General features: G+C 67.5%; 9 protein-coding genes and 2 pseudogenes. 8 read left to right on the plus strand and 3 right to left on the minus strand.

Annotation, left to right across the window (positions count from 1 at the left end; genetic code table 11):
* Window positions 1-51 precede the first annotated feature (51 nt).
* The 6 genes and pseudogenes from ACLBYA_RS23595 (at window position 52) to ACLBYA_RS23620 (ending at window position 6455) form a co-directional block, all read left to right on the plus strand.
* Window positions 52-2133 carry a PhoX family protein gene (locus tag ACLBYA_RS23595; RefSeq protein ID WP_447711876.1) on the plus strand — a complete coding sequence of 694 codons (2082 nt, stop codon included), beginning with the start codon at window positions 52-54 and terminating at the stop codon, window positions 2131-2133.
* 84 nt (window positions 2134-2217) lie between these two features.
* Window positions 2218-2655: pseudogene (locus ACLBYA_RS23600) on the plus strand (LLM class F420-dependent oxidoreductase); the annotation flags it as partial.
* Window positions 2656-2708: 53 nt separating this feature from the next.
* Complete coding sequence (locus ACLBYA_RS23605) at window positions 2709-3383, plus strand: GntR family transcriptional regulator (RefSeq protein WP_447711877.1); 675 nt, start codon at window positions 2709-2711, stop codon at window positions 3381-3383.
* Window positions 3384-3424: 41 nt separating this feature from the next.
* On the plus strand, window positions 3425-5188 hold the full coding sequence (locus ACLBYA_RS23610; protein WP_447711878.1) for an ABC transporter substrate-binding protein/permease: 1764 nt from the start codon (window positions 3425-3427) through the stop codon (window positions 5186-5188).
* Window positions 5188-5931: an amino acid ABC transporter ATP-binding protein gene (locus tag ACLBYA_RS23615; RefSeq protein WP_447711879.1), complete on the plus strand. Its 744-nt coding sequence runs from the start codon at window positions 5188-5190 to the stop codon at window positions 5929-5931. Before ACLBYA_RS23610 ends, ACLBYA_RS23615 begins: the two co-directional genes overlap by 1 nt.
* Window positions 5932-5990: 59 nt before the next feature.
* Complete coding sequence (locus tag ACLBYA_RS23620) at window positions 5991-6455, plus strand: MarR family winged helix-turn-helix transcriptional regulator (protein ID WP_447711880.1); 465 nt, start codon at window positions 5991-5993, stop codon at window positions 6453-6455.
* A gap of 1 nt (window position 6456) precedes the next feature.
* On the opposite strand, the gene ggh is transcribed toward ACLBYA_RS23620, so the two are convergent.
* The gene (gene ggh / locus ACLBYA_RS23625) at window positions 6457-7797 is read right to left on the minus strand and encodes a glucosylglycerate hydrolase (RefSeq protein WP_447711881.1); all 1341 of its coding nucleotides are present in this window, start codon (window positions 7795-7797) and stop codon (window positions 6457-6459) included.
* A gap of 54 nt (window positions 7798-7851) precedes the next feature.
* Here ggh and ACLBYA_RS23630 point away from each other — a divergent pair, with 54 nt between their 5' ends.
* Window positions 7852-8523, plus strand: coding sequence for an SDR family oxidoreductase (locus ACLBYA_RS23630; RefSeq protein ID WP_447711882.1), 672 nt, complete (start codon window positions 7852-7854; stop codon window positions 8521-8523).
* Window position 8524: 1 nt separating this feature from the next.
* Here the strand turns inward: ACLBYA_RS23630 and fdhA are convergent, their stop codons facing one another.
* Together fdhA and leuS are read right to left on the minus strand one after the other, a co-directional pair.
* Window positions 8525-9742: a formaldehyde dehydrogenase, glutathione-independent gene (fdhA, locus tag ACLBYA_RS23635; protein ID WP_447711883.1), complete on the minus strand. Its 1218-nt coding sequence runs from the start codon at window positions 9740-9742 to the stop codon at window positions 8525-8527.
* A 178-nt stretch (window positions 9743-9920) separates the two neighbouring features.
* Window positions 9921-12758, minus strand: coding sequence for a leucine--tRNA ligase (gene leuS, locus ACLBYA_RS23640; RefSeq protein WP_447711884.1), 2838 nt, complete (start codon window positions 12756-12758; stop codon window positions 9921-9923).
* Between the two features lie 197 nt (window positions 12759-12955).
* Between leuS and ACLBYA_RS23645 the strand changes: the two are divergent.
* Window positions 12956-13208, plus strand: a pseudogene (locus ACLBYA_RS23645) (LpqN/LpqT family lipoprotein); the annotation flags it as partial.

Below are 13208 nucleotides of genomic sequence, written 5' to 3' on the forward strand. Positions count from 1 at the left end.
CGGTCGTCCAGCCCACGACCGGTATTCGGATTGGAAGGAACTCTCCCAGCCATGGCGCTCATACCGTTGAATCTCTTTGTCGCGCACCAGGGTCGGTCGTCGCGCCAGCACATCACCTGCCGCTACCGGTGTGGTGACGCCTGCTCCAAGCCCGTGCCCAACACCAGCGACAACGAGTACTTCGGCGATATCGTCGCCGCGGTGTCCCGCCGCTCGGCGCTCAAGACCGCCGGCGTCGCGGTCCTCGCCGTCGGCGCAGGATCGGCGCTGGCGGCCTGCTCACCCAATGGATCCGACACCGCCGCAACGACTTCGGCGACCACCTCGGTGCCGGCCGAGCCGGCCACGCCGGCCGGTATGAACTTCACCGCCGTCGCACCCAACAGCGAGGACGCCGTGGTGATCCCCGAGGGATACCGGCAAGCGGTCGTCATCAGCTGGGGCGACCCGGTCCTGCCGGGCGCACCGGTGTTCGACGTCAACCGGCAGACCGCGGCAGCCCAGCGTCAACAGTTCGGCTTCAACAACGACTTCGCGGGCCTGCTGCCCATCGCGGGTAGTTCCAACCGCTTCTTACTGGTGACCAACCACGAGTACACCACCGAGCAGTTCATGCACCCCGGGTATGACGCCGACAATCCGACCCGCGAACAGTTCGAGATCGGCATTGCCGCACACGGCCTTTCGGTGGTCGAGGTGGAGCGCACCCCCGACGGCCTGCGCCCGGTGATGGGCCGGTACAACCGCCGTATCACCGCGGACACCCCGTTCACCATCGTCGGACCCGCCGCCGGGGCCGACCTGCTCAAGACCGACGCCGACCCGACCGGCCGCACCGTGCTGGGCACCGTCAACAACTGCGCCGGTGGCGTGACCCCCTGGGGAACCATCCTGTCCGGCGAGGAGAACTTCAACTCTTACTTCGGCGCACCGGAAGGTGCCGCGGCACCCGCGGGCGAAGTAGCCGACCGGCTCAGCCGCTACGGAGTGGAATCCGAACCCACCGAACGTAAGTGGGAGAACTTCGACCCGCGCTTCGACATCACCAAGACCCCCAATGAGCTCAACCGGTTCGGCTACGTCGTCGAACTCAATCCGTGGGATCCGACGTCGGCGCCCATCAAGCACTCCGCGCTGGGCCGGTTCAAGCACGAGGCCGCCACCATCTACGTCACCGATGACGGCAGCGTCGTCGCCTACACCGGCGACGATGAGCGCTTCGACTACATGTACAAGTTCGTCTCCACCAAGAAGGTGCAGCCCGGCAGTTCGCGGGAAGCCATGGCGCACAACATGACCATCCTCAACGAGGGCACCCTCTACGTCGCCAAGCTCTCCAGCGACATCCCCGCCGACCAGATCGACGGCTCCGGCACGCTGCCGGCCGAGGGCAAGTTCGCCGGCACCGGCACCTGGGTTCCGCTGCTGCGCTCGGAAGCCGACGGTAAGGCCACCTCGCTGATCGACGGGATGAGCCCGCAGGACGTCGCGGTGTTCACCCGGTTCGCCGCCGACGAGGCCGGCGCCACCAAGATGGACCGCCCCGAGGATTTCGAGGCCAACCCGAAGACCGGCAAGGTGTACGTCGCGCTGACCAACAACTCCAACCGCGGTGTCGACGGCAAGCCTGGCGCCGATGCGGCCAACCCGCGCAACGACAACAAGAACGGCCAGGTCCTCGAGCTCACCGACAATCACACCGGCACCGACTTCACCTGGGAGCTGCTGCTGGTGTGCGGTGATCCCGAGGCGGCCGACACCTACTTCGGCGGGTTCGACAAGACCAAGGTCAGCCCGATCTCCTGCCCGGACAACCTGGCCTTCGACAGCCACGGCAACCTGTGGGTGTCGACCGACGGCAACGCACTCGACTCCAACGACGGTCTGTTCGCGGTGTCGTTGGAGGGGCCCACCCGTGGCTTGACCAAGCAGTTCCTCACCGTGCCGCTCGGTGCGGAGACCTGCGGCCCCGTCGTCACCGACGACCTCGTCACCGTCTGCGTGCAACACCCGGGTGAGAACGATGACAACAGCATCGACGACCCGCTGTCGCGGTGGCCCGAGGGCGGCAACGGCACCGCCAAGCCGTCCGTCGTCGCGGTGTGGCGCGACGGCGGCAACATCGGGGTCTGACTTCTCTCCGCGAGCAGACGCATATGGTCCGCACCGTCGACAACATCTCCGGTGAAAGAGCGGCAGAATGCGACCCTTTGCGTCTTCCCGCTGTACGGCGATCCGGACGGCCCGCACTACGAATGCTGGACGCAACCCCGAACTGCTCGCCGATATGGCCCGCCAAGCTGAACCCGGCACCCATGCGCGAGATACCGATCCTGATCGGCGGCCAAGGCAAGAAGAAGACCTTGCGGATGGTTGCCGAGTACGCGCAGATCTGGCACGGGTTCACCGATGGGACCACTTATCCGGAGCTGGCCGGTGTCCTCGATGCGCACTGCGCCGACCTGGGCCGCGCGCCGGGGCGATCGAACGCTCCTCCGGGGTGCCGGAGAAGAGCATCGAGGTGATGCTCGCCGGTGCGGATTCACTGGCCGACCTGGCGTCACCCTGATGACCATCGGGGTGAACGGCCCGGACTACGACCTGACCCGGGCGCAGGCACTGGTGAAGTGGCGGGACGCGCGCGCCGGCGGCTGAGCCCGCGAAGAGAGCCGCCCATCGGCGGCTGCGGCGTGACACACTTGCGCGCCATGCCGAAGAAGTACGGGGTCAAGGAGAAGGACCTGGTGGTCGCCCACGTGGTCAACCTGGTCCTGACTGGCAAGCTCCGTACCGGAGATCGGTTGGACCGCAACGAGATCGCCGGTGATCTGGGTATCAGCCGGGTACCCATCCAGGAGGCGGTGGTGCAACTGGAACACGACGGCATCGTGTCCACCCAGTACCACCGCGGCGCGTTCATCGAGCGGTTCGACGCCGATGTGCTGCGCGAGCACCATGAGATGTACGGCGTGCTCAACGGGATCGCCTCGGCGCGCGCGGCCACCCAAGCCGACGCCGGATTCGTGGCCGACCTGCAGGAGCTGACCCACGCCCTGCGCACCAGCCGTGACGCCCGTGGTTTCCACGAGACCGCCTGGCAATACCGGCAGAGCATCACCGAGACCTATGCCGGTCCCCGGCTGCTGGCCGCCACCGACGCCGCACAGACGTTCATCCCGCGGGCGTACTGGTCGGCCTACCTGGACGCACCAGCCGAGCTGCTCGACCATTACGAGACCGAGACCGCCGCGATCGCCGACTCCGATCCCGAGGCCGCCCGCAGGGCCTGTACGGCGGCCGCCGGGCTGATGGCCACCATCATGCTGACCGAACTGGTGCGACGCGGTGTGCTGGACGGTCCGTTGGCCATCGAAGTGAACTGAAGGCTTCGCCGGGCCCTCCCGAGCGGCTACCTTGGGCAGCCATGACCTCGTTGCTGCGCCGGATCCTGCACACGGTGCCGGTGGTCCTGCTCGTCCTGCTGACATGTGCGCTTCCGCTGGCCGCTCCGGCCGCCGCCGACCAGTGCGCCCCACCCGGTATCGACAGCGCCAGCGCGCTGCCTACCAACCTGGCCGCCGCCGCCCAGGGTCCGGGGGCCGACAAGTACACGACCCCTGACGTCGAACCGCTCGACGGCATCGACACCGCGGCGCTGCGCCTGGGAACGCCGGGCGTGCTGACCGTCGGCACCCTCTCGGATGCCCCGCCGAGCATCTGCATCGACGCAGGCGGCCAGTTCACCGGATTCGACAACGAGGTGCTGCGCGCCGTCGCCGAGAAGCTGGGACTGCGGATCAACTTCGTCGGCACCGATTTTTCCGGACTGCTGGCCCAGGTGGCCTCCGGACGGTTCGATGTCGGCTCGTCCTCGATCACCACCACCGACGCCCGCCGGCAGACCGTCGGATTCACCAACGGCTATGACTTCGGCTACTTCTCGTTGGTGGTACCGGCCGGATCGGGCATCACCAGCTTCTCCCAACTGGCGCCCGGTCAGCGCATCGGTGTCGTGCAGGGCACTGTCCAGGAGGCCTATGTCGTGGACACCCTCGGCCTTGACCCGGTCAAGTTCCCGGACTACAACACGGTGTACGGCAGCCTCAAGACCCGTCAGATCGACGCCTGGGTGGCACCGTCCCAGCAGGCCGTCGGCACGGTGCAGCCCGGCGATCCGACCGCCATCATCGAGAACACCTTCAGCCTGGACAACTTCGTCGCCTACGCGGTGGCCAAGGAGAACCAGCCGCTGATCGACGCGCTCAACGCCGGGTTGGACGCCGTCATCGCCGACGGCACCTGGTCACAGCTGTATACCGACTGGGTGCCCCGGGCGCTGCCGCCGGGATGGAAGCCCGGCTCCAAAGCCGCACCCGCACCGCAGCTTCCGGACTTCGCGGAGATCGCGTCGCAACGCGCGCCCGACTCCGATGCAGCCGCCCCGCCGGCTCCCAAATCGACGCTGGGCCAGCTGGCCGACACCTTTCTGGACTGGGAGCTGTATCGGCAGGCCATCCCCGACCTGTTCAAGACCGGGCTGCCCAACACCCTGCTGCTGACCGCAGGCGCCGCGGTCATCGGGGTGGTGCTGGGTCTACTGCTCGCGGTGGCCGGCATCTCGCGCTCTCGGCTACTGCGCTGGCCGGCGCGGGTGTACACCGATATCTTCCGCGGCCTGCCCGAGGTGGTGATCATTCTGGTCATCGGTCTCGGCATCGGCCCCATCGTCGGCGGGCTCACCGGCAACAATCCCTATCCGCTGGGCATCGCCGCGTTGGGGTTGATGTCTGCGGCCTATGTCGGCGAGATCTTCCGGTCCGGCATCCAGAGTGTGGAGACCGGACAGATGGAGGCCTCCCGCGCACTGGGATTCAGCTACTCGGAGTCCATGAAGCTGGTGATCATCCCGCAGGGCATCCGGCGGGTGTTGCCTGCGTTGGTCAACCAGTTCATCTCATTGCTGAAGGCATCCTCGCTGGTGTACTTCCTGGGTCTGATCGCCGATCAGCGTGAACTGTTCCAGGTGGGCCGAGATCTCAACGCCCAGACCGGCAATCTGTCACCACTGGTCGCCGCGGGCCTGTTCTACCTGGCGCTGACCATTCCGCTGACGCATCTGGTCAACGTCATCGACGCCCGGCTGCGCACCGGTAGACAACCCGCCCCCGTCCAGGAGGAAATGGTCTGATGGTCAGCCCGACAGCACAGGCAGTCTCCCTGGCCGCCAAGGATGTTCAGCTGTCCTTCGGCGCCAGCAAGGTTCTGCGCGGCGTGGATCTGGACGTGCCCGCCGGCAGCACGACGGCCGTCATCGGACCGTCCGGATCCGGCAAGTCCACACTGTTGCGCACCCTGAACCGGATCTACGAACCCGATGCCGGCGACATCCTGCTCGACGGCCGCTCGGTGCTCAGGGACAACCCCGATCAGCTGCGCCAGCGGATCGGCATGGTCTTCCAGCAGTTCAACCTCTTTCCGCACCGCACCGTGCTGGACAACGTCACGCTGGCCCCCCGCAAGCTCAAGGGCATGGACACCGAACAGGCGCACGAACTCGGCCTGGCCCAACTGGACCGGGTCGGGTTGCGGCACAAGGCCGAAGTGCGTCCGTCGACACTGTCCGGAGGGCAGCAACAGCGGGTGGCGATCGCCCGCGCACTCGCGATGACACCGCAGGTGATGTTCTTCGACGAGGCCACCTCGGCACTGGATCCCGAACTGGTCAAAGGGGTTCTGGAACTGATCACCGAACTCGGTGCGGCGGGGATGACGATGGTGGTGGTCACCCACGAGATGGGTTTTGCGCGGTCGGCCGCCGACAGTGTGGTGTTCATGGATCACGGCAAGGTCGTCGAATCCGGTCCGCCGGAGCAGATCTTCGCCGATGCCGAGACCGACCGGCTCCGCCGCTTTCTGGATCAGGTCCTGTAACGCGGGACTTTTGCGCGCGTCTCCTCTTGTCAGGGACCGACAGGTTAGACTAGCGAATTATGGTCGAGACCGAACCGCAGGCCGGTGAGCTGGCAGGAGAGCTGCAACGTGTGCTCACCAAGCTGTTCTCCGTGCTGCGCCGTGGAGACAATCGCGGTGCGGGCAACGCCGCCGGGGCCGACCTGACGCTGGCGCAGCTCTCGATCCTGCTGACCCTGCTGGAGAGCGGTCCGATTCGGATGACCGAACTCGCCGCCCACGAACGTGTCCGCACCCCCACCACGACGGTGGCGATTCGCCGGCTGGAAAAACTCGGCCTGGTCAAGCGCTCCCGCGACCCGTCCGATCTGCGGGCCGTGCTCGTCGAGGTGACTCCCCGCGGTCTGGTGCAGCATCGGGAGGCGCTGGACGCCCGCCGTGCCTTCCTGGATGGCATGCTCAGCGGGCTCAGCGCCGAGGACCGGGCGGCCTTGGCTACCGCATTGGGATCCCTGGAGCGCCTGGCCGATCAGGCCCAGAACTGAGTCAGCCCAACCAGTCCAGCACCGCGGCCGCGGTCCAGGACTGTTGCATGCTGCCCAGCGGCTCACCGGTGAAGGGTTCGTAGTACTCGGCGAAGGTGCCGTCGCTGGCCTGCCGTAAACCCTCCTGGCGCAACGCCCACGCGCGTTCGGCCCAGCCACGCCGGGCGAAGCACCAGGAGAACAGCCAGGTCGTCACCGGCCACACCGGTCCGCGCCAGTACTCGCGGGCACGGAAGTCCCGCGACACCGGCGAGGTGGACGGGATCAGCGAGTACTTCAGGTCGGGGTGGCTGGAGAACCGCGGTCCGTCCAACAACCGCAGCAGCGCCCGTTCCTTGTCGTGCGGCAGGCCACCACACAACAACGGCGCGAACTGCGCGATGGTCTCGGTGCCCACCCACGCGTCGGCCCGGACATCGAAATCCTTTGCCGCACCCGTGCGTTCATCGGTCGTCTCGACCACACCGGCGCGGAATCGGTCGGCCCACGAGTACAGGTCGCGCACGTCGGCGGGTGAGCGCTTGTAGTCCTCGCCGATTTCGGCCAGCACGGTGCAGGCCACCGAGAACACCGAGGACACGAAGACGTCCTCGACCGCGAAGCTCATCGTCTTGGACATCAGCGCGTCGTCGTAGCGGGCCGCCTTCATCTCTTCCAGCAGCCACAGATAGCGGTCGTACTCGAGGTCCGACGGCCGCTGACTGGCGTCGGTGTTGACCTTGTTGTCCTCGCGCTGGTACTCGGGGACGTTGCCGGGAATCACGTTGGCGTAGGCGCTGTCCCACCGCGGCGAGTTGTCCATGCCGGACTCCCAGCCGTGATGCAGCGTGATGCGACCCCGCTCGTTCGGGTCACGGGCCTCCGCGAGCCAGCGGTGCCAGCGCACCAGATCGCTCCACCGTCGGTCCAGGAAGGCCTCGGCAACCGCCCGGCTGGACCGGCCGCGGGTCTTGGCCCGGTCCAGGATGCGCTGCACCGCGATCGCGTGCACCGGCGGCTGGGTGATACCCGAGGTGTGCCGGGTACGCGGGGCGTGTGCGGCCAGCGCCGAGGTGGCCCAGCGGGCGGGACCCGGAAAGTACCCGTCAACACCGTTGGCGAACACGATGTGCGGGATCATCCCGTTGCTCCACTGCGCCGACAGCAGGGTGTCGAGCTCGACGACGGCCCGTTCGACGGACAGCGGGGCCAGCCCGATCGCCACGAACGCCGCGTCCCAACTCCACATGTGCGGGTACAGCAGCGGCGCGGCAGTGGTCATCACACCCAGGTCGTTACCGCGCAGCAGATACGCCGCGCGCGCTGCGAGCTGGGTCGGGGCGAAGCTTGGGTCCGGTGGCATCGCATCAATAATGCGGCGTCACGGCCCGGCGCGCAGGTCGGTATCGTTCTCGGCGTGCCGACCGCCCTCATCACCGGCGCCGGCGGCGGGATCGGATCGGCCATCGCCGACGCGCTCGCCCCGACGCACACCCTGCTGCTGGCCGGCCGCCCTTCGGCCCATCTGGACGCCGTGGCCCAACGTCTGGGCGCGCCGACCTGGCCGCTGGACCTCACCGACGCAGACTCCATCGAATCGGCCAGCGAGGTGCTCGCCGAGCTGGACGTGCTGGTGCACAACGCCGGGGTGCTCTATCCGGGTCGGGTCGCCGAGTCCACCGCCGAGCAGTGGCGGGCCAGTTTCGAGGTCAACGTGACCGGTGCGGTCGCGCTGACGCTGGCGTTGCTACCGGCGGTGCGGGCCGCCGGAGGGCACGTGGTATTCATCAATTCCGGTGCTGGACAAAAGGTCTCGGCCGGTATGGCGTCGTACTCGGCGAGCAAGTTCGCGCTGCGGGCGTTCGCCGACTCGCTGCGTGCCGACGAGCCGTCGCTGCGCGTCACCTCGGTGTACCCGGGCCGCACCGACTCCGAGATGCAGCGCGATCTGGTCGCGTATGAAGAGAAGGAGTACGACCCGACCCGGTTCCTGAAGCCGTCGACGGTGGCAGCGGCGGTCGCCCAGGCGGTGGCCACCCCCGCGGACGGTGACGTGCACGAGATCGTCATCCGCCCGCGGGCCGTGTGACTCAGGCCGCCGGCACCATCCCGTGCGGGTCGAGCACGAACTTCTGTGCCACCCCGGAATCGAAGGCGGCGTAACCGTCCGGGGCCTTGTCGAGTCCGATGACGGTGGCGTTCACCGCATCGGCGATATGCGCCTTGTCGTGCAGGATGCTCATCATCAGCCCGCGGTTGTACTTCAGCACCGGGCACTGGCCGGTGTAGAAGCTGTGGCTCTTGGCCCAACCCAGGCCGAGGCGCACCTTGAGGGTGCCGTGTTTGGCGTCGTCGTCGGTACCGCCCGGGTCGCCGGTGACATACAGGCCGGGGATGCCCAGCGCGCCGCCGGCCCGGGTGACGTTCATGATCGAGTTGAGCACCGCGGCGGGTTGCTCACCGGCCCCGTGCCCGTGACCGGTGGCCTCGAAGCCCACCGCGTCGACGGCGCAGTCGACCTCGTTGGTGTGCAGGATGTCGGCGATCTGCTCCTCGAGTGTGGCATCGGCGCTGATGTCGATGGTCTCGCAGCCGAATGAGGCGGCCTGCTTGAGCCGGTCGGCGTTCAGGTCACCGACGATCACCACGGCGGCACCCAGTAGGTGCGCGGAGTACGCGGCGGCCAGTCCGACCGGGCCCGCCCCGGCGACGTACACGGTGGAGCCGGTGGTTACACCGGCGGTCTTGGCGCCGTGGTAGCCGGTCGGGAAAATATCCGACAGCATGGTCAGGTCGCGGATCTTGGCCAGGGCCTGATCGCGGTCGGGGAACTTCAGCAGGTTGAAATCGGCGAACGGCACCATCACGTAATCGGCCTGACCGCCGAGCCAGCCGCCCATATCGACATAGCCGTAGGCCGACCCGGCGCGCGCCGGATTCACGTTCAGGCAGATGCCGGTCTGTCCCTCACGACAGTTGCGGCACCGCCCGCAGGCGATGTTGAACGGCACCGTGCAGATGTCACCGACCTCCAGAAACTGGACGTCGGAACCTTTTTCGACGATCTCGCCGGTGATCTCGTGCCCCAGCGTCTGGCCGACGGGTGCGGTCGTGCGGCCGCGGACCATGTGCTGATCCGACCCGCAGATATTGGTCGATACACACTTGAGGATGACGCCGTGGTCGGCCTTGCGGCTCATCCCCATCGCCTCGGCGACCTCGGCGGGCACCTCGAGCTTCGGGTAGGGCAGGGTCTCGACGGCCACCTGACCCGGACCCTTGTAGACGACGATCCGATTATCTGACACTTCGCGCTCCAGACCGGGCCGCGCTTTTCGTATGTCGTTCTCTGAGGCGGGATTTCCGCCGCGTCATTGCGGCCCTGTCACCAGTATCCGGACATGCATATGCGCATAGGCGAATACCTGGTCAGCGGCCGCAAAAACTAGCCGAAAGTCGAGGTTCGCCCCTCACCGAAATCGCAAACTAGACGACCAGGTTGACCAACCGGCCGGGCACCACGATGACCTTCTTGGGGCTGGCCCCGGCCAGGAAGGCCAAAACCTTCTCGTCGGCCAGTGCCGCGGTTTCGATGTCGGCAGCTCCAGCGTCCGAGGCGACGGTGATCTTGCCGCGCACCTTGCCGTTGACCTGAACCGGCAACTCGACGGTGTCGTCGACCAGGTAGCGCTCGTCGGCGGTCGGGAACGGCCCGTGCGCCAACGAGGTGTCGTGCCCCAACCGCTTCCACAACTCCTCGGCCAGGTGCGGGGCCAGCGGTGCCACCATCAGCACCAGCGGTTCGATCGCCGCGCGGGCGGTCACACCCTCCTTGGTGAGGTGGTTGGTGTATTCGATCAGCTTGGCCGCCGCGGTGTTGTTGCGCAGCGCCGCGTAGTCGTCTGCGACACCGGCGATCGTCTTGTGCAACGCGCGCAGGGTCTCGTCGCTGACGGCCTCGTGCTCACTGACCCGCTCGGTGCCGGTGGTCTCGTCGATGACGGCCCGCCACACCCGCTGCAGGAATCGGTGCGCGCCGACGACATCCTTTGTCGCCCACGGACGGGACGCCTCCAGCGGACCCATCGACATCTCGTACACCCGCAGGGTGTCCGCGCCGTACTCATCGCAGATCTCGTCCGGAGAGACTGAGTTCTTCAGCGATTTGCCGATCTTGCCGAACTCCTGGTTGACCTCTTGACCTTCGTAAAGGAACTTGCCGTCCCGCTCGACGACGTCGGCCGCGGGCACGTACGAGCCGCGCGCGTCGGTGTAGGCGAAGGCCTGGATGTAGCCCTGGTTGACCAGGCGCCGGTACGGCTCGCTGGAGCTGACGTGGCCCAGGTCGAAGAGCACCTTGTGCCAGAACCGCGAATACAGCAGGTGCAGCACCGCATGCTCGACACCGCCGACGTACAGGTCCACCCCGCCGGGGTCGGACGGGCCGTGGATCTCGGGCCGCGGCCCCATCCAGTACGCCTCGTTCTCCTCGGCGCAGAATTCGTCGGCGTTGTGCGGGTCGGCGTAGCGCAGCTCATACCAGGAGCTGCCGGCCCATTGCGGCATGACATTGGTATCGCGGGTGTAGGGCTGCAACCCGTCACCCAGGTCCAGGTCGACATTCACCCACTCGGTGGCCTTACCCAGCGGCGGGGACGGTTCGCTGTCGGCGTCATCAGGGTCGAACATCACCGGCGCGTAGTCCGGGATGTCCGGAAGCTCCACCGGCAGAGCCGATTCCGGCAGCGGATGGGCACGCCCCTCGGCGTCGTAGACGATCGGGAACGGCTCGCCCCAGTAGCGCTGCCGGGCGAACAGCCAGTCCCGCAACTTGAACTCGACACGGGCCCGGCCGGTGCCTTCGGCGGCCAGCCGGGCGATGATCGCCTCCTTGGCCGCCGCGACCGTCAGCCCGTCCAGCTCACCGGAATTGACCATCACACCGTCACCGTTGTAGGCCGCCTCGGTGACGTCTCCGCCCGAGACCACCTCGACGATGGGCAGCCCGAACGCGGTCGCGAACTCCCAGTCACGCTGATCACCGCTGGGCACCGCCATGATGGCTCCGGTGCCATAGCCGATCAGCACGTAATCGGCGATGAACACCGGAACCTGTTGTCCGTTCACCGGATTGGTCGCATACGACCCGGTGAACACACCGGTCTTGGACTTGTTCTCCTGACGCTCCAGATCCGACTTCGCCGCGATATCGGCACGGTAGGCCGCGATCGCCTCGACCGGTGTCGACGCACCGTAGGTCCACCGGTCATCGGTGGCCTCGGGCCAGGTCGCCGCCGTCAGGGCATCGACCAGCTCGTGCTCGGGGGCCAGCACCATGTAGGTGGCGCCGAACAGGGTGTCGGGCCGGGTGGTGAACACCTCGATATCGCCGACCGCGGTGGCGAACCGGACCTGTGCACCGACCGAGCGGCCGATCCAGTTGCGCTGCATGGCCTTGACCTTGTCCGGCCAGTCCAGCACGTCCAGGTCGTCGAGCAGCCGGTCCGAGTACGCCGTGATGCGCATCATCCACTGCCGCAAGCGCTTCCGGAACACTGGGAAGTTGCCGCGGTCACTGCGGCCGTCGGAGGTGACCTCTTCGTTGGCCAGCACTGTGCCCAGCCCCGGGCACCAGTTGACCATCGAGTCGGCGCGGTAGACCAGCCGGTGACCGTCGATCACATCAGCCCGCTCCCCCACGGTCAGCTCGTCCCAGACGCGGCCGTCGGGCAACGGGCGGGCGCCGGAGGAGAACTCGGCAATCAGCTCGTCGATGCGGCGCGCCCGCTTGAGGTCGGGGTCGAACCAGGCGTTGTAGATCTGCAGGAAGATCCACTGGGTCCACTTGTAGAAGTCGACATCGGTGGTCGAGAAGCTGCGTCGGGCGTCGTGGCCCAGCCCCAGCCGCCCCAGCTGCCGTCGGAAGTTGACGATATTGGCCTCGGTGCGGGTGCGCGGATGTGTGCCGGTCTGCACGGCGTACTGCTCGGCGGGCAACCCGAACGCGTCGAAACCCAAGGCGTGCAGAACGTTACGTCCGGTCATCCGGAAGTAACGCGCGTACACGTCGGTCGCGATGTAGCCGAGCGGATGCCCGACGTGCAGACCTTCGCCGGACGGGTAGGGGAACATGTCCTGCACGAACATCTTGTCGGCCGGGACCGCCGAGCCGTCCGTGGGTGCCAACGAACCGACCGGGTTGGGGACATGGAAGGTGCCCAGGCGCTGCCAGCGCTGCTGCCAGGTGAGCTCGATGTCACCGGCCAGCGCGGCGGTATACCGGTGCTGCGGGGCGTCGGCGGGGTCAATCGACGGGTCTGTCACGACAAACAGGGTATAAGCGCCATTCGCGATGCTTTCGGCCACGGGTTGATAAAGGTTGGGTTGCAGGGTGGTCAGAACCCGGTTGCAGCTCGGTTCCGACGGTGGATTGCGGCCCGCGGGCCTGGTTACAGTCGGCCCCTGACTCGGGGAATTGGACACCGAAGCGCGACCCCGCCAAAGGAAGGACCGAGGTCAGAATGAACGAGAACGTGCGCCGCTGGCGGATTCTGGTTGCCGGCACCGCTGCCGGTGTCGCCGGTGTGGTCGGCCTGGCCGGGACTCCGGCCGCCGCCGAACCGCTGGCCCCGCAGCCGGCGCCGCCCGTTCCGGTCACCGTCACCCAGACCGTGACCGTCGCGCCGCAGGCCGCGCCCGTCGCGCCGGCCCAGCCCGGACCGGCCCAGCCCGTCGCCGCGGGCAGCCCGGCCGTGCCGCCGGCCGCCGCCCCCG

The sequence above is a fragment of the Mycobacterium sp. C31M genome, assembly GCF_053345865.1.